Here is a 16,949-nt window from a genome sequence, read left to right as displayed (position 1 = left end):
GCTTCGACGACAAGCTGCGGCTTGATCTAAGAGAGGGTGTGGCCAATCCGATTGGTCCGACTATGCTGCGGATTTGCAGTGAAGCAAGCGCCTGGACACGATTGTCCTCCGTTTGATCTTTTCCGGATGTTTCAGAATGGTCTGCCCGCGCCCGAAGTAGACATCAGCCGGAAAACGCTGACTTTGAACGCGGGCTAACGGGTCATTTGAGGCCTTTCTTGCTCGGACCAGGGTCTTACGGCGGAACAGTGCAACAGTCCGCCAGAAATGCCCGCTCAGAAAATCTCGAACAACCCGGCGGCGCCTTGACCGCCACCGATGCACATAGTGACAACGCCCAACTTCGCTCCGCGACGTCTGCCTTCGATCATCAGGTGGCCTGTCATGCGGGCCCCGGTCATGCCAAAAGGGTGACCGATAGAGATTGAGCCACCGTTGACATTGCAAATTTCCGGGTCGATTTCCAGGCGGTCCCGACAATACAGCGCTTGGCTTGCGAAGGCTTCGTTAAGCTCCCAGAGGTCTATGTCGCTCACCTTCAGGCCATGGCGTTCCAACAGTCGCGGTACGGCAAAGACAGGGCCAATACCCATTTCATCTGGTTCGCAGCCAGCAACGGCAAATCCCCTGAACGCGCCAAGCGGTTCAATGCCTTCACGAGCGGCCACGTCGGCGTCCATCACAACAAGCGCAGATGCCCCATCCGACAGCTGAGACGCGTTGCCCGCTGTGACGAAGTTACCTTCGCCGCGCACGGGGGCGAGACCTGCAAGACCCTCGAGCGTGGTATTTGGACGGTTGCAATCATCCATACTGAAGGTCACATCCTTGCGGGTGACTTCGCCTGTTTCCTTGTCTTTGAACGCCTGGGTGACAGTGATCGGCACGATCTCATCGTCCAGCTTTCCCGCGGCTTGCGCAGCAGCAGTTCGTTTCTGACTTTCCAAGGCCAACGCATCTTGCGCATCACGGCTGACGTTATAGCGCTTGGCAACGATGTCGGCAGTCTGGATCATGCTGAAATAAAGCTCGGGCTTGTTTTCGACAATCCAGCTTTCCTGCGCTTGCGGTGGTCTGGACGGCGGCATCTGGCTGATGCTCTCCACACCGCCTGCAATTGCGGCCGGCACACCTTCCTGCACGATTGCATGAGAGGCCATCGCCACTGCCTGCAAACCCGACGAACAGAAACGGTTAATTGTTGTGGCGGCCACGGTTACGGGCAGACCCGCACGGACAACAGACTGCCGCGCGATGTTGCTGCCAGTCCAGCCTTCGGGATAGCCGCAGCCGATGAACGCATCTTCCAGAAGGTCAGGGTTGACGCCTGCACGCTTTACCGCATGCTCGATTGCGTGGCCGGCCATGGTTGCACCGTGGGTTTCGTTAAAGGCACCACGATAAGACTTTGCAAGACCGGTCCGGGCGGTTGAGACGATGACTGCTTGTTTCATGGAAATGTCCTTAGTCGTTCAGGCTAGAAAAAAGCTTGCCTTCGGAGGCAAGCTTTTCGAGTAGGGGGGCAGGTTGCCACAGGAACGCATCTTCTTTTGCAAACCTTTGGATATCATCAAGGATTTTTGCCGGGCTAACAGCATCGGCATAGTGCATAGGACCGCCGCGCCAGCGGGGAAACCCGTAACCATTGAGCAAGACGACATCCACATCAAGTGGACGCTGGGCGATGCCTTCTGCGACAACGCGTGCAGCTTCGTTGATCATAGCCGCCATAAAGCGATCCACAATTTCGCCGTCACCCAGTTTGCGCGGCGTGATGCCCTTGGCCTTACGTTCGTCCGCAATGATGACGTCCACTTCAGGGTCAGGTGTTGGACTGCCCTCACCGTAGATATAGAATCCACGGCCGGTCTTGCGGCCAAAACGACCTGCTTCGCAGATGCGATCCGCAAATTCGGCATAGGTCTCACGCGGGTCGCGTGTAGGAGCGAGGCGTTTGCGCGTGGCCCAGCCGATATCCAAACCTGCAAGGTCGCTTACGGCAAATGGTCCCATGGCGAGGCCAAATTCCCTCAAGGCACGATCAACGGCAAATGGGCTTGCGCCTGCCAGTACGGTGCCATCAACGGCTTTTCTGTAATGCGACAAAATCCGATTGCCAATAAACCCATCACAGACCCCCGCCCGTACTGCGATCTTGCGCATTGTCTTTGCAAGGGCAAATCCTGTCGCGGTGACCACTGGCGACGTTTGGTCTGCGACGACAACCTCTAGCAGTTTCATCACATGAGCCGGAGAAAAGAAGTGAAGGCCAATGACGTGCTGCGGGCGGCTCGTGACTTGGGCGATTTCGTTAATATCGAGGTACGAGGTGTTGCTGGCAAGCACAGCGCCCGGTTTGCAAACACGGTCAAGCTGGGTGAAGACATCTTTCTTCACCTCCATGCTTTCAAAAACGGCTTCGATCACCAGATCTGTTTCAGACAGGGCCGCATAGTCGCTTTCAGCGCGGAACCGCTCGGACATCAGCGTTTCAAACTTCGCCTGATCAATCTTGCCGCGCTTCACCGAACCTTCCAGCGTGCGCGCGACAGTCTGATGCGCGCGTTCAGCGCTCTCGGTATCTCGTTCGATCAAAGTGACATCAAGACCCGAGAGAAGGGCTGAGGTTGCGATACCGGCGCCCATGGTGCCGCCACCAACCACGCCGATCTGTGCCACGTTCCGCGGTTCAACGCCTTCGAGCTCTGGCAGTTTTGCAACTTTGCGTTCCGAAAAGAAAGCATGGATCAGTGCGCTTCGCTGATCCGTTTCCATCATTTTTCGGAATAGTTTGCGTTCCGCACTGAGACCTTCGGCAAAGGGCAGCTTCGCCGCAGCCTCCAGCGCATCTACGCAGGCGAGGGGGGCAAGCTGCCCCGCACGGGTTTTGCTCAGTTTGGCGCGCGCCGTATCAAAGACCGACGGATCATGGCGTGTTACGTCCAGGTGTGAGACGGGGCGCGGGCCTTTGCCATCCTTCACCAGGACTTTTGCAAATGCGATGGCTGCGGCGGTCACATCTGTTGCGTCGGTGACGAGGTCGACAAGCCCAAGCGCGGCGGCTTCCTTAGCGCCAATCTGCTTGCCGGTTGTGATCATATCAATCGCCGTCTCAAACGAAACAAGGCGTGGTAGTCGCTGGGTGCCACCAGCGCCGGGCAGAAGGCCCAACGTGACTTCGGGCAGGGCAAAGCGTGCCTTTGCGGTGGCGACGCGATAATGACACCCAAGCGCCAATTCCAGACCGCCACCAAGGGCCGTACCGTGCAGGGCTGCAACGGTTGGCTTGGGAATGGCCTCTAGCGTGTTGATGACATCCGGCAGCAAAGGCTCAACGGGCGGTTTACCGAATTCGCGAATGTCAGCGCCGGCAACAAAGGTGCGGCCCGCGCAAGCCACAACAATGGCTTGAACGGCCGCTTCATCGGACGCTTTTCGCGCCATTGACTGCAACTCGGCCCGCACGGGCTGTGAAAGCGCATTTACCGGGGGGTTATCGATTGAAATAACGGCGATACCGTCCTGAACGTCATAAGAGACAACAGAGGTCATGGTGTGTCCTGTTGATGTGCCGTGATGGCGTGGAAATGTTTTACTCTCGCAGCAGTTTGAAAACACCCGAGGCCGTCGCCAGCAAAGTGCCATCCTCGGTTCGCAGTTCAGCCGAAGCAAACTTGGTGCTTTTGCCACCACCTGTGACATTGCCCGTGGCAACCACCCGGCCAGAGCGTGCAGGGGCGATGTAATTCACCGACAGCGACATGGTGAGAACCGCGCGATCGGGATCGCCGCTGTCATTTCGAACGGCCAGACCGCACCCATTATCCAGAAGCATGGCTACGAAACCGCCATGCAACACGTTCACTCTGTTAAGGTGTTGTGGTCCAATGTTCAGCGCGCAGATACCGCTGCCTTGGCCGAAGACGCTGGACTCATAGCCAACAAAGCTTTGGGCGGCGGACTCGTCATCTGTGTTCATGACGCACTCTCTTTTTTCATGGCAATCAGACGCATTGCGTGATCGTGACGCCCACCGAGTTGGTGATCCAGCATGATCAAGCGTTTCGCGTAATGTGCGCCCGGGTATTCCCACGTCATACCGATGCCGCCGTGCAGCTGAATAGCCTCTTCGGCGCAGAGCTCAGCCGCGCGCCCAATCAGATTTTTTGCCATCGATGTGTGGCGACGCTGATCTCCGGTCCCATAGCTTGCAACGGCACGGATTGTGATCGACCGGGCTTGTTCCACCCACATGGTCATATCCACAATACGATGTTGCAAGGCTTGGAACGAGGCGATGCTACGGCCAAATTGTTTGCGCTGCTTCAGGTAGTCTGTTGTCATTGAGACAAGTGCTTCCATCGCGCCCACGGCCTCGGCACACAGCGCGATGCGACCCAAGTCCAGCACATCTTCGATAAGTTCTGCACTGTCTGCTTTCAGAAGCCTTGCCGGGGTTCCTTCAAGCAACAGGTCAGCGATACCGCCACCATCCTGCATAGGTGCTGCGAGAACTTGAACAGAAGTGACCTCTTCTATCAGGTACAGGCCAAGACCCTGATCGTTTCGGGCAGCAATCAACAAAAGGTCGGCACCCGGTGCGCCGTAAACCGAGGATTTGCGGCCAGTCAGCTTACCATCTTCGTCTGCGACCGTGCCGATTAGGGAAAGATCTTGCGAGATTTCCGGCTCAAAAACAGCAAAGGCGGGTCGGCAGGCACCGGCCATGATCTGCTCGACAAGATCTGTTTCGCCGCTTTCGGCCAAAAGACGCAGACCCATAAGAGTACCCAGATAAGGATCGGTACTGAGTGCACGGCCAATTTCTTCAAAGACCACCGAAACATCTTCGGCGGAGCCACCCAATCCGCCAAGGTCTTCTGAGACAAATGCGCCGAGTATCCCCAGTTCAACCATTTCCGACCAGGCTGTTTGATCAAAGAAAGGCGCTGTCCAGGCCGTGTCGTTGCGCCGCTCTGGTGTGCTGGTTTCTTGCAAGAATCGGCCGAACATATCGGCCAGCATGGCGTGATCTTCGCTGCGTTCAAAATTCATCGGTTAGTCCCTGAACAGTGTCTTTGCGACGATATTGCGCTGAATCTCATTAGAGCCGCCGTAGATCGACAGCTTTCTGTTGTTGAAATAAACGGGGGCCGCGCGGGCGGCTTCGGGTGGCAGGGCGATCTGATTGTCTGACAGGCTTTCTGCATCTGGCGCCGCCGCATGGCCAAGGGCCGAGCGATAAAGGCTCAAGATGCCTTGGCGTACCTGAGTACCGCGGATTTTCATCAGCGAACTGTCGATACTGCTCGCTGCGCCATCCCGCGTCCGCGCGAGAGCGCGCAGATTGGCCACGCGCAAAGCTTCCAAATCCGCCTCAAGTTCGACTGCTTGTGCTGCAAAAAGCGGGTGCTCTGCTAAAGACACACCATCGCGACGCACATCAGCTGCCATCCGATGATAGCGGTCCAAATCACGCGCCGAAAAGCCGACACCGGCGATGTTGGTACGCTCGTGGGTCAGCAGATATTTCGCCACTGTCCAGCCTTCGTTCTCCGCGCCGACGATATTCGCGACAGGCACGCGCACGTCGGTAAAAAAGACCTCGTTCACCTCATGGCCACCGTCGATCAGACGGATCGGGCGCATTTCGATGCCGGGCGTGTCCAGGTCAACAAGGACAAAGCTGATCCCTTCCTGAGGCTTAGCCGTTTGCGATGTGCGCACAAGGCAGAAGATGCGGTTGGCGTGTTGACCAAGGGTTGTCCATGTTTTCTGGCCATTGATCACGTAATGATCGCCATCACGCTCGGCACGGGTTTTTAGGCTTGCCAGGTCCGAACCGGCACCCGGCTCGGAAAAGCCCTGACACCACCAATCGCGGCCATCCAGAATACGGGGAAGATATTCAGCCTTCTGTTCGTCTGTGCCATAGCGGATCAGAACAGGGCCCAGCATCGCAAGCCCAAAAGACAGCAGACGAGGCGCACCAGCAAGGGCGCATTCTTCCGCAAAGATGTGGCGTTCAACAACGGTCCAGCCGGTGCCGCCATATTCTTCTGGCCAAGTCGCCGCGAGCCAACCGCGCGCGTTCAGGATCGCGTGCCACCGCTCAATATCCTCTTTTGTCAGCTCTCGGCCCGAGCTCGTTTTTGCAACGAGATCATTCGGCAGGTTTTCCGCCAGAAAGGCGCGAACTTCGGCCTGAAAGGCTTTTTCCGTATCTGAGTAATCCAGGTTCATTTCATGTCCTTTCGCGCCAGTGTCCGTTGGCTTTGCCATTCACTCCGCATTGGGTGCGCTGTCCAAAACATCGGCAAAGTGAGACAACAGTTTGTGCTTGATGATCTTGCCCGTGGCTGCTTGCGGCAGGGCATCAGAGACGATCACGCGCGCCGGTACCTTATAGGCTGCCATGCGTTCCCGGGCCCAATCACGCAGCTCTGATTCAGATACTTTTGCATGCGCGCTGACAAAACCGATCACGTCCTCGTTGCTGTCGTGGGCGCGGCCCACAACTGCGGCTAAAGTTACGGCGGGATGCGCGGCCAATACGGCCTCGACCTCTGGCGGGTAGACGTTAAAGCCAGAGTGAATGATCAACTCTTTCGCGCGGCCCACGATATGCAGTGTGCCGTCTTCCTCTTGCTTGGCCAGATCTCCCGTGCGGAAAAAGCCGTCGTCTGTCATGGCTTTGCGTGTGGCTTCAGGATTGTGGAAATAGCCTTTCATGACGTTTTCGCCGCGGACACATAGTTCGCCGACCCCGTCGTCATTTGGGTTTTCAAGGCGGACATCAACACCCGGCAACGGGGGCCCTACGGCGCTGTCATTGCGCGGTGCGTCCATCAGTGTAAGCGCCACGCTTGGCGAACATTCCGAAAGCCCGTAACCATTGTGGAGTGGCAGGCCAAAAAGGTCCTCGGTCTGCGTTTTCAGCGCCATGTCCAAAGGCGCACCACCAGCATAGATGTAGCGCAGGTTGTGATCGGCTTTTTCGACCTTCTGCTCGCGCAGACGCTTGTTGATTGCGGCAAAGATCTGGGGAACGGCCGGGAAAAGCGTCGCTGTCTTCAACTGCTCAATCACATCGTCCACGTCAAAACGGGGGCGCACGATCAGGCGTGTCCCGCCACGAACAGCACCAAGAAAAACAGAAGAAAGCCCAAAGATATGCGTGCCCGGCAACACCGCTAGCATCACATCTGACGGCGTAAGGCGACGGGCGTCGGCGGAAAGTTGGGATACAAACAAAAGGTTCCCATGAGTCAGCATCACGCCTTTTGGCTCACCCACGGTGCCGGTCGTATAGATCAGGATCGCGGTTTGCGAACGGTCAGGCTCGACGGGTTCGACCGGTGCGTCGCGGATAGCGGATACAGTCAGCGATCCACAAGCCAGAGGTTTTAGATCGACCCGGCCCATACGATCAGCGTGCGCCGCGGATGCTGGCGACGCATCCGGCGTAAATAGAGCACAGCGTGCCTCGCTCAGCTCAGAAAGTCGCAGAACTTCAGTATCCGTTAGGCGTGCATTGACCAGCACCGTCCAAGCATCAAGGCGGCTCAGCGCAAAGATCGCTACAAGGTAGGCCGCGCAGTTTTCGCTGATAAGCAGCACCCGGTCTCCGGGACGCACGCCGTGGTCGATCAGGCGTTCAGCGGCCTGCCGGCTCATCTCATTGAGTTCGCCATATGTGTAGGCTCGACCGTCATAATCGGAAATGGCAACAGCGTCTTGATCCGCTGCAATCAGGATTTCGTGGATCCGGTTCATCAGGTGTTTTCTCCTGCAAGGTCTGTGCTGCGCCGCCGCAGGGCCACGAAAAGGGGTGGGAACGCAAGGAGGATACCAGCAATCAGGCTTGGTCCGAAGGGTACGCCCACATAGTCCATTTCTGGCAGGGCAATCAAAAACCCCGCAACAAAAAGGACAAAGCGCAAAGGAAACTCGCCTGCGCCGGAAAGCGGTCCTAAAAAGATAACGTAACCCTGAAGCGCCATGCAGATCAAAGCCAGACCCAAAAGGGCGCAGGTTACAGCGATAAAGACTTCGATCGCCGGGGATTGCGCAACGAGCGCAGGATTGAGCACGAAGAAAAACGGCGCGATGTAGATAACTCCACCCAGTCGCATGGCCTCCAATCCGGCCTTCATCGCACTGGTGCCCGCCATGGTCGCCGCAGCATAGGCGCCAAGCGCCACAGGAGGTGTGATGTAGCTGACCATGCCCCAATAAAGAATGAAAAGGTGCACCGCGAGTATGTTGAGGCCGCCTGCCTCCAGCGCGGGCGCAAGAACCACAGCCAGGAAAATATAGCAGGCGGTTACCGTCATACCCATGCCAAAGACAAAGGCTGTCATGGCACCGGCGATCAACAGGATAAAGACGTTATCTCCCGCCAGGGCCAGCAGTTCGTTGACCAACGTACCTGCAAGGCCGGTGGCCGAGAAAGAGCCGACAATCAATCCGACGCCAAGAATGATTGCCGTCAATTCGGTCAAACCGGTTCCGACCCGTTTCAGAACGTCAATCAGGCCAGCTACCGTAAGGCGGTGACGGGGGAAAATTTGGTTGACGATCAGCAGCAGAACAGTCGCATAGAAAGGTGCAGCAGTTTCCTGGCGCAGCACGATCATCATGAAAATCAGAACTGCAAAAACCAGCACATAGGGCCAACCTTCCCGCAAGGTTGCATTTAGTCGAGGCAGATCGGGCCCGGACATGCCGCGCAGACCAAGGCGTGCGGAATAGGCGTCAATCTGAACAAAAAGCCCAAAGTAAAACAGCAGGGATGGTATCGCGGCGGCAATGGCGATCTCGACATAAGGCATCGACAGGAAAGAGGCCATGACAAAGGCGGTCGCACCCATGATCGGCGGCATTAAAACACCGCCTGTCGAGGCGCAGGCCTCGGTCGCTGCGGCTGTCTTCGCTGAGAAGCCAGTACGACGCATCGCCGGGATCGATACCGCGCCGGTTGTCAGGATGTTGGAAATCACACTGCCAGACATCGAACCCATGAACCCGCTGGCAAAGATCGAAACCTTAGCGGCACCACCGCGGTATCGGCCGACAAGGGCAAGGGCGAGATCGTTGAAGAACTGCCCGCCGCCCGTGTGTTGTAGCACGGCGCCAAAGATTATGAAGCCGATCACCACACCCCCAAACGCGCGCATAGGAATGCCAAAGATGCTTTCAGAGGAATAGACGTGATAGGCAACCGCTTCCGAAAATGTACTCTGAAATCCGGAAAACGGATCTGGAACATGTCCTGCGAAGGTTGGATAAAGCGAAAAAAGGGCAACGATTGCGAACAGGACTTTTCCGCCCGCTCGGCGTGTGGCTTCCAAGACAAGGGCAAAGAACACATAGGCGACCCATTGGGCCGTTTGGGGTGCTGCGTATTCCCAGCCTTCGGACAGATTGAGTTTCGCCACCCAAGCCAGATAGAAACCGCTGGCAAGAGCGAGGGTCGCAAGACTCCAGTCATAAAAGGCGACCGGTCCAAGGCGCTCTCCGCGACGATTGAAGACAAGAAAACTCAGCGACAGGAAGATGGCTGCGAGAAGGGCAAGATACCTGCTATCCAAAAGCACGATCCCAAACAGCTGAATGTTGAACAACTGGTGAACGACAAGAAGAATTGCGCCAGTTGTGCCGACGATCAGCGCCAGATTGCGCCCGGTGTCGTAGGTTTCAGCTGTTCCGGCTTCGTTTTCGAGTTCTTGCATAACAAGACCTTTTTGTCGGCACGTTCAGCGCGCCGCAGAGAATTGTTTTAGCCCGGCCCAGCTTTTCTGTCGGGCCAGGCAGATACAGTCTGATCGATTAGAAAACGACTTGAAGGCCGGCTGCTTTGAGTGCTTCGCGACGCTTGGTTTCCCACGCGGTTGTCCAGTCGTCAGCGCCTGTTTCCTTCAACTCGTTCCACGCGTCTTGCAGAACTTGCTGCCGACGCAGGAGTTCGTCGTTATGCGCCTGGGCCGCATCGGTCCATACACCCAGCTCTTTGAACAGGCGGATGGAACCTTCGTGGTATGGAACAACCCATTCGAAGTTCTGGTTGTCGATGGACCAGCCACCGATGCCTGGCGCTTTACCGTCATACTCTGGGTAAAGGTCGATCATCGCCTTCGTCATATTGTAGACGAGAGCATCTTCTTGCGCGTCCGTAGTTACGAGAACCGGGTACGCATACGCAGCGCCCTTGTGACCGTCGGTTCCGTCGATATTCGCGCCAACTTTGGCCGTGTTCGTTTGGAAAAACGGCGCGATTTCTTGCATGCGTGCAAGACCCTCGGTGTTGTTCTCATCAATTTCAGGCCAAAAAAGTCCGCGCGGTGAAGACGCTGCTTCGTAAGCAGGTCCCGAATTGGTTGAAGCAAATGCCGCATCAACCTGACCTTCGATCAAGCCTTTCCAGGATGCGGAGTAGCCACCGAAATCTACGCGCTCGACGTCATCCCAAGTCAGACCGGCGTAGGCCAGATAAGCCGTCGTGTTTGCGTTGAGCGCCGGCGCTCCGGTAACCCAGGCAACACGCTTGCCCTTGAGGTCAGAGAATTCCTGAATTCCCAAGTCACCTGCAACTCCTACCGTAAGGTTAATGGCGCCACCGGAGTTGGCCAACAATACACGTATGGGCTGCGGGCCCCATTTCTGCTCGCCAAACTGGAAGACGCCCTCTTGCGCCATGAAGCTGCCGCCTACGCCTGTGGCTGAGAATTGCACCCGGCCCTGACGCAACGGTTCTGTCCGCGACACGTCGTTCTTACCCGGCAAGATCCGAAGGTTGGTGCCGGTGGCGGTTTGCAGAGCGGCGCCAATGGCAACGGCTTGATTGTAGCCAGCGGTTCCCGTGCCGTAGGCCGTCCAGGAAAGCTGCTTCGGCAGATCGAGATCAGCAGCACTTGCGGCTGTCGAAACACCCAATAATGCGGCGGCCACGGCAGTCAGAAACTTCATAGAATTGATCCTCCTCGAACGCGAACTAAGTCCGCTATGCGAACGTATCTTTCGCAAAATGACAATTCAGTCAATGATTTTTGCTGACGCACGAATGAACAGCGCCTAAATATTGACATATGGTTCGCATAGCGAAATGATGGCGCGATTATTTGGGAGAAAAGTTGTATGGAGAAATTTGAGGGCGACGCAGAAACTGATCGGCAATTTGTAACCGCCTTGGCGCGTGGGCTGGATATACTCTCCGCCTTTGATGGCCAAAGCCGTTACCTCTCGAATTCGGCTTTGGCCACACGATCAGGTCTGGCGAAACCTACGGTGTCGCGGCTTACACACACTTTGACCCGGACCGGCCATTTGGTTCGTAACCCTGAGTCCGGGGAATACCGGCTGGGCGCGAAGGTGTTGCAACTGGGCTTCAGCGCGCTATCCGCCATGAGTGTCAGCGAACTTTATCTGCCCGAAATGGAAGCGCTGAGCGTCGGGCCCAACCCCTACGTCACCGTTGCTCTGGCAGAGCAGGTGGGAAACCGAGCGATTTACGTTGCAACGCAAAAGTCTACCCAAGCGGTGACATTGTCGCTTTATGTCGGCGCGCGGTTGCCTCTTTTTTACTCCGCTGTTGGACGGGCCATACTTGCCCGCCTTAAGCCAGATGCAAGGGCAGCGGCTGTTTCGTTAGGGGTTGCGGAGTTCCCGGAGCAAAAGGCCCGCATCCAGGCGAGTGTCGATATTGCCGTAGGCGACTATGAAACGCTTGGCTATGTGCGCAGCTTTGGCGACTGGAAGAAAGAGATCAACGCAATCGCTGTTCCTGTGACGTCGCTGGATGGCTCGACGATCTACGGCCTCAACGTCGGTGGTCCGTCTTTCCTTGTCTCACCCGAAGAGTTGGAGAATGACTACGCGGAACGGCTAATGGTAGCGGGTAAGCAGCTTTCATCCAAATAGCATCGCGCGTCTGCTACTGGCAACGCGCTGAGAGCGTCATTTGGCGTGTGCAGCAAAGCCGACTTGTTTCATAGTGATCTGCCGAACCCGAAAAGGTTTGGGATGGACCCCGGCGAGACGGGAAAGAGCCTCCGGGGTCCTGGGTGGTTACTTTGAGATCGCGACCGTGACTGGCGTGATGTCAAGACGTACATCGGTGTAGGCATAACTGTCGGCCTGTCCATCCAGCGCCTTCCAATAGCCCTTGGTGTTCTCGTCCTGGCTAAAGCGCAGCTCGAACCCTTTGTCGGAAATCCGTGGGTTGAACAGGTACGTCACGACTTCGCTGGCTGAGGCGTTGTCTACCAAGTCATAAGAGACAAAGTGCTTTAGCGTGGCGTTGCGGCTGAAAACGCCAGAGACGGCCGGATCGGGGGTCTGGAAATACTCGTCGCCACCAATTGTATCGTATTTCCCGGAGGTGTTCACAAAGCCTTCGCCAAAGGTCCAGCCATCGCCCTGTTGGAAAAAGCTGACGCGGACGTTGTCATAGCTGCCATCCTCGCTGCGCTCAGCGCCGCGCACATCGATCACGTGTACTCCGCCGCTGCCCAGCACTTCGGCGGTGTTGCCGGTCACGACAAGTGCGGTATTCTCCTCGATCCCGAACCCAAGCGGTGTGGTGTCGCGGTGCTTGTAGGTGGTGGCAACCAGACGGCCATAGCGGGCTTGGCGGTCGAAATGCTGGTCGATCACGCCATGTTCAAAAATGCCAAGACCGGTATCAAGCCAGACCGGGCCATAATCCTGTTCCGCGGATGACCCGTAGGTATCGGCGAAACCCACCGTTAGCGCGGAATAGCTGTCGCCCGAGGCGATCATAGCCTGGCTCATGATCGCCGCGCCAGCGCTGGTGCCGCCGATCACACCGCCGCGTGCCAGAACGCGTGACATCGCTTCGGCCGCGGGTCGTGCTTTGCCTTCGGCGTTCAGAAGCGTTTGGCGCAAACGCATCTGGTCCCCGCCGATCATCCAGATCGCGCTTAGCCCGTCTATCTGGGCCACGACCTCTGGGTTGTCGCCATTGTCTACCCAAGTCGATTCGTCCTCGTCAGTCTTGCTGTCGTCTTTGACGGAAATTGGCAAAAGGATCAGTCGGTCCTCGGAAATACCCAACGCGGCCATCTCATCCAGGAATTTGCGAGCGTTGCGATAAGGCTTGCCCGACGCGGCCGGGATCACGCCGATACGCGCAGTATCAACGCCACCGGCCATCGAAATGAAACGCTCGTAAACGGCCGTGTTGGATGCGCGGAGCGCGCCGCCGACAAGTAAAAGACCGCCGCCAGAATTGCTATCGGCCAAGGCAGGCGCAGCGGGCATCCAAGCCAAGGCCGCAGTTGCGGCCAGGCCGATTGCCATAATGCTGCGACGCGCCATAGGGCCGGTCATCTGGATGATATTTTTAGTAGTTGTCACGGTCTTCTCTCCCTTAAGTAGCCGGGATACGCCCGGCGGCGATGGTTCCAGTCGTCCCGCGCCCAAAGTGACCCCGTTGTGACAACGGGTGCAGGCGTTACGTCAGCTAACGCCTGCCAGAGCGCCATGGCATAAGCATGGCGGGTGCCCATTGTCTTGATTCCGTGTTTGAGGCCCTGTTTGATGGCACCACTACGGTACGCATCCACCAGGCGTCGGCTCTTGAGTGCCATTGGTCGCTGGTTTATAGTATGATTGATTATTTTTCATCGAATACAAAATGAAAGAAAAAATGTCAACTCAAGCCTGGTCGGTCTCTGCTGACCAGAAGTTCGCAGAGTCTGAAATCGGGCGGCGCATCACGGTGCTTAAGACCGAAGGGTCGGCGTCGCAGCGCCGGCTGTCGGACCTGATCCTTCAAGATCCGGTCTTTGTTGCGACGCGCGGTATCGAAGATTTGTCGGCGGCGACAGGAGTCTCGGCCGCGACGATCAGCCGTTATGTGAAGGAGATTGGCGTCGACGGCTATGCCCAGTTTCGCGCCCAAGTCGCTGACGCCGTGCATGAACTGATCGTACCGGTGTCGAAGCTTGGGCTTAGGTTTAGCGCGCCGGGTCCGGGTCCGGGGGCAGCTGGTGAAAGCCTGGCCTCGGCCAACGCGCAAATGCAGGTGCTGACTGATGCCGAGATGCTTCGTGCCATTTCTACCGCGTGCAAGTTGATCGCAGATGCGCGGCAGGTCTGGGTGATGGGATTTGGTCTGAGCGCACATCTGGCTGCGATACTCAGTCTCGGGCTGCAACCCTATCGCGAAGGGGTGCACAGCGTGGTCGACCTTGGCGGAACCGAGGCCGCCGCAGCCCGGCTTGTGGCAGTTTCAGAGTCTGATCTTCTGATTGCGATCACCTTCCCCCGGTATTCCGCAGACGTTGTGCCATTAACGCGGTATTGCAAGGAAAACGGTGCGCGTGTTTTGGGCCTGACCGACGCAAGTGTGGCCCCGATTGTTCCGCACTGCAGCGAGCTGCTTCTCGCCCCAGCCGCACACCCTGTCCTGTCCTCCTCATCGTTGCCGGGCCTGGCCCTGATCGAGGCATTGGTCAGCGAGTTCATCATTTCTGACGCGGAAAACATCAAGCGGTCAGAAAAGCTTGCGACAGCATTGGCGCGCTTTGTCTCGGGATAGAACAAATAAGCCAAGCTTTGACTAATCTGGACAATTACATGAACGCGTTCTGGTCGCGTGGTTTCCGATCTCATAGGTTTCATGCGGCCAGAGCGAACGTTTTGTACATAAGCTCGATCTCTTCCTGAGCGTCTGTTTTCATGTTGTGGATAAGGTGGTTCTTGACTGTGCGGATGGCCCCAAGGACATGCGGAGTTTATGCGGCGGAGTTTAGGGGACGAAAACTCCGAAGATACTCGGTAGTCCTTTCAACGCTGCATATTCGCTTGCAGTCCGATTGTTCCACCGTTTCTTGTCGATGTGGCGGATACTGTCGAACCTTCTCGACAGTCCTGCGTAGTAGTGGCCTTGACCGAGCATCCTGCAATCTGGCGGAGCTTACCCGGATTGTGCGATCGGTTCTGCCCAGACCAGTCCATTGTGTGACAATTGATTGATGCAGCTATTTGTGATTGGGTGGAAAATTCCGAAAAACTCCAGGTCCGATCCGGTCTCAGTTGAAAGCACGACATTGGTTGAGGTCGCGAATTTGACAACAATACTTCTATCCAGTTTCGCCCTTTCGTCATCCACGTAGGGAAGATTTCCCCCCTTCAGGTTGAAGATTGCATTGGCAACGTGACCGGGCATACCCTTGTTGATCAAAAAGCTCTCATAGGCGCTTGTGAACTCCTCAGTTGCAGGCTTTTCGGCGATTTCCGGGCCATAAACGCGCGCGATGACCTGCTGCGCGTGGGCTTTGATCGCGCCCGGCTGAAGGGCAAACCGAAGCCCGCCGATCACGGTTGCCAGACATACGCCTCCAAGCAATGCGCCACGTCTTGAAATCATCATCGTACTACCTCCGCCGCGCGTAAGGATAATGCAGACAGAGTCAGGGACGGATTCGCCGGTGAGCAGGTCGGAAACGCCCCGGCGCCCAAAGCAAAGACGTTCGGAACCTCGTGCAGCCTTAGATATTCATCCACGACCCCTTCTGCAGGATCGGTACTGATGCGGTGCGTGCCCTGGATGTGGGCCTGGCTGGGTAAAATGCCGCTGACTGTCATACCGTCGAGAGTGTCCGGAATGATGCCCGGCAGACCCTCCAAAGCGCGCTGCAATCCCTTGTATGCATAAGGATGGTGGCCCGTCCACTCGACGACCGGAACGTCATTTTCAAGAAGAACCTTGTTTTCGGCAAGAGGCAAATCCTCGGCCGCAAGAGTCAGCACCAACCTGTTGGTCCATTTCCCGAATTCCTCGCGAATGTTGGGCGTTGCGTTCGTGCTTTCGATCAGCACAGCGGCGGCTTCCGATCGGTCGGTGTCGTGATAGAAATGATATCCGTGGCTGGTTTCAGAGGTGCCGCCAAAGTAGTTCTTGATCGTGGCCGTATCGACAACCACCCTCTGAGAGGCTTCCTCATGCAGATACCGTCCCAGCGCCGGTGACGTCACACCGGAGCGTAGCAGAATGGCAGTGTTGAAGATGGCATTGGCCCCCAGCGCGAACATGCTGCCTTTGACCTTGATCTCTTGCTCGTTCGGTCCACGCAATATGCCATGTGTTGCCCGACCACCTTCGATCACCAACTCTCGGAACTCTGTTTCCAACACGTAGCTGGCCCGCGGATGTGCAAGCTGATCAAAACCGTTCAGGATCGTGAACTTTGCGCCTGCCGGGCAAATACGGCATACGCCGTTCGCGCAACAATTTGGCCGCGTTCCACCATTCGCGCGCGCGGTCGGCAGCGGAACCCACGACGGGCTGTAATTCCGCAGAACCTTGTCGGAACGGGACATTGGATGCGGCGGATAGGGATGCGGATTGGCGCGCGGTATAATGTGGTTTGACTTGCCGCCAGCAACTTCCATCAAAGTTTCGGCCCGCTCATAATAAGGGCTAAGATCATCGTAACCGAATGGCCAGTCCATCCCGACGCCAAACAGTGAATTCATCTGGAAATCATCTGGGTGAAATCGCGGCGTGTCCCCATGCCAATAGTTGGAATTCCCGCCGAAGACTGAAAAACTCAGCCATTTTTTTTCAAAACCCGAAGTGTTGCGTTGCGCGATTGTTTCCCTGACGCCCCAGCCATCCCGAAGCTGCGCGTCGTGAGAACGAAACGCACCTTTTTCAATGACAAGAACGTCCAAATCCATCGGCAAAGCATGTGCAAAAAACATTGCAGCAAAACTGCTACCGACAACGACCACATCCCATTCGCGGGACGCGACCTCCGCAAGTTCAATGCGATTCATCTATACACCCAAGCCTCTGAAGAGGCGCAAAACAAAATCAATCGTACAACGGCCTTCGTGACACCAGCCTACCCTGCGGCTGTGGTTTGTCAAATCACACTGATATGTCGAATTTTTACGAGACAATTGACAGACGCCGCGCA

Annotated in this window: 13 protein-coding genes; 2 read left to right on the top strand and 11 right to left on the bottom strand. The window is 56.6% G+C overall.

Annotation, left to right across the window (positions count from 1 at the left end):
- Positions 1-275 precede the first annotated feature (275 nt).
- From LCM21_RS08350 to LCM21_RS08315, 8 genes are all read right to left on the bottom strand, one after another.
- Positions 276-1,454 (bottom strand): acetyl-CoA C-acyltransferase, encoded by a 1,179-nt coding sequence (locus LCM21_RS08350; protein WP_224890195.1) that lies wholly within the window; start codon positions 1,452-1,454, stop codon positions 276-278.
- 10 nt (positions 1,455-1,464) lie between these two features.
- Positions 1,465-3,552, bottom strand: coding sequence for a 3-hydroxyacyl-CoA dehydrogenase NAD-binding domain-containing protein (locus LCM21_RS08345; protein ID WP_224890194.1), 2,088 nt, complete (start codon positions 3,550-3,552; stop codon positions 1,465-1,467).
- Positions 3,553-3,592: 40 nt separating this feature from the next.
- On the bottom strand, positions 3,593-3,979 hold the full coding sequence (locus tag LCM21_RS08340; RefSeq protein WP_224890193.1) for a PaaI family thioesterase: 387 nt from the start codon (positions 3,977-3,979) through the stop codon (positions 3,593-3,595).
- Positions 3,976-5,055 carry an acyl-CoA dehydrogenase family protein gene (locus LCM21_RS08335; protein WP_224890192.1) on the bottom strand — a complete coding sequence of 360 codons (1,080 nt, stop codon included), beginning with the start codon at positions 5,053-5,055 and terminating at the stop codon, positions 3,976-3,978. The genes LCM21_RS08340 and LCM21_RS08335 overlap by 4 nt, the downstream gene beginning before the upstream one ends.
- Before the next feature lie 3 nt (positions 5,056-5,058).
- Positions 5,059-6,243 carry an acyl-CoA dehydrogenase family protein gene (locus tag LCM21_RS08330; RefSeq protein WP_224890531.1) on the bottom strand — a complete coding sequence of 395 codons (1,185 nt, stop codon included), beginning with the start codon at positions 6,241-6,243 and terminating at the stop codon, positions 5,059-5,061.
- 39 nt (positions 6,244-6,282) lie between these two features.
- Entirely contained in the window at positions 6,283-7,776 is a 1,494-nt protein-coding gene (locus LCM21_RS08325; RefSeq protein ID WP_224890191.1) for a class I adenylate-forming enzyme family protein, read from the bottom strand.
- On the bottom strand, positions 7,776-9,734 hold the full coding sequence (locus LCM21_RS08320; protein ID WP_224890190.1) for a TRAP transporter permease: 1,959 nt from the start codon (positions 9,732-9,734) through the stop codon (positions 7,776-7,778). Before LCM21_RS08320 ends, LCM21_RS08325 begins: the two co-directional genes overlap by 1 nt.
- Positions 9,735-9,831: 97 nt before the next feature.
- Complete coding sequence (locus LCM21_RS08315) at positions 9,832-10,968, bottom strand: TAXI family TRAP transporter solute-binding subunit (RefSeq protein ID WP_224890189.1); 1,137 nt, start codon at positions 10,966-10,968, stop codon at positions 9,832-9,834.
- A 168-nt stretch (positions 10,969-11,136) separates the two neighbouring features.
- Here LCM21_RS08315 and LCM21_RS08310 point away from each other — a divergent pair, with 168 nt between their 5' ends.
- Entirely contained in the window at positions 11,137-11,919 is a 783-nt protein-coding gene (locus tag LCM21_RS08310) for an IclR family transcriptional regulator (RefSeq protein WP_224890188.1), read from the top strand.
- Between the two features lie 147 nt (positions 11,920-12,066).
- Here LCM21_RS08310 and LCM21_RS08305 read toward each other — a convergent pair whose 3' ends face one another.
- Complete coding sequence (locus LCM21_RS08305; protein WP_224890187.1) at positions 12,067-13,377, bottom strand: cyanophycinase; 1,311 nt, start codon at positions 13,375-13,377, stop codon at positions 12,067-12,069.
- A 292-nt stretch (positions 13,378-13,669) separates the two neighbouring features.
- On the opposite strand from LCM21_RS08305, the gene LCM21_RS08300 reads away from it, so the two are divergent.
- Complete coding sequence (locus LCM21_RS08300; RefSeq protein ID WP_224890186.1) at positions 13,670-14,563, top strand: MurR/RpiR family transcriptional regulator; 894 nt, start codon at positions 13,670-13,672, stop codon at positions 14,561-14,563.
- A 378-nt stretch (positions 14,564-14,941) separates the two neighbouring features.
- Here the strand turns inward: LCM21_RS08300 and LCM21_RS08295 are convergent, their stop codons facing one another.
- Together LCM21_RS08295 and LCM21_RS08290 are read right to left on the bottom strand one after the other, a co-directional pair.
- Positions 14,942-15,397, bottom strand: coding sequence for a hypothetical protein (locus tag LCM21_RS08295; RefSeq protein ID WP_224890185.1), 456 nt, complete (start codon positions 15,395-15,397; stop codon positions 14,942-14,944).
- Positions 15,394-16,806 (bottom strand): GMC oxidoreductase, encoded by a 1,413-nt coding sequence (locus LCM21_RS08290; RefSeq protein WP_224890184.1) that lies wholly within the window; start codon positions 16,804-16,806, stop codon positions 15,394-15,396. The genes LCM21_RS08295 and LCM21_RS08290 overlap by 4 nt, the downstream gene beginning before the upstream one ends.
- Positions 16,807-16,949 lie beyond the last annotated feature (143 nt).

Source organism: Ruegeria profundi, from assembly GCF_020171505.1.
In the GTDB taxonomy this organism is placed as follows: domain Bacteria; phylum Pseudomonadota; class Alphaproteobacteria; order Rhodobacterales; family Rhodobacteraceae; genus Ruegeria; species Ruegeria profundi.
Note: the sequence above shows the minus strand (reverse complement) of the source record. Positions and strands in the feature narration are given on the sequence as shown.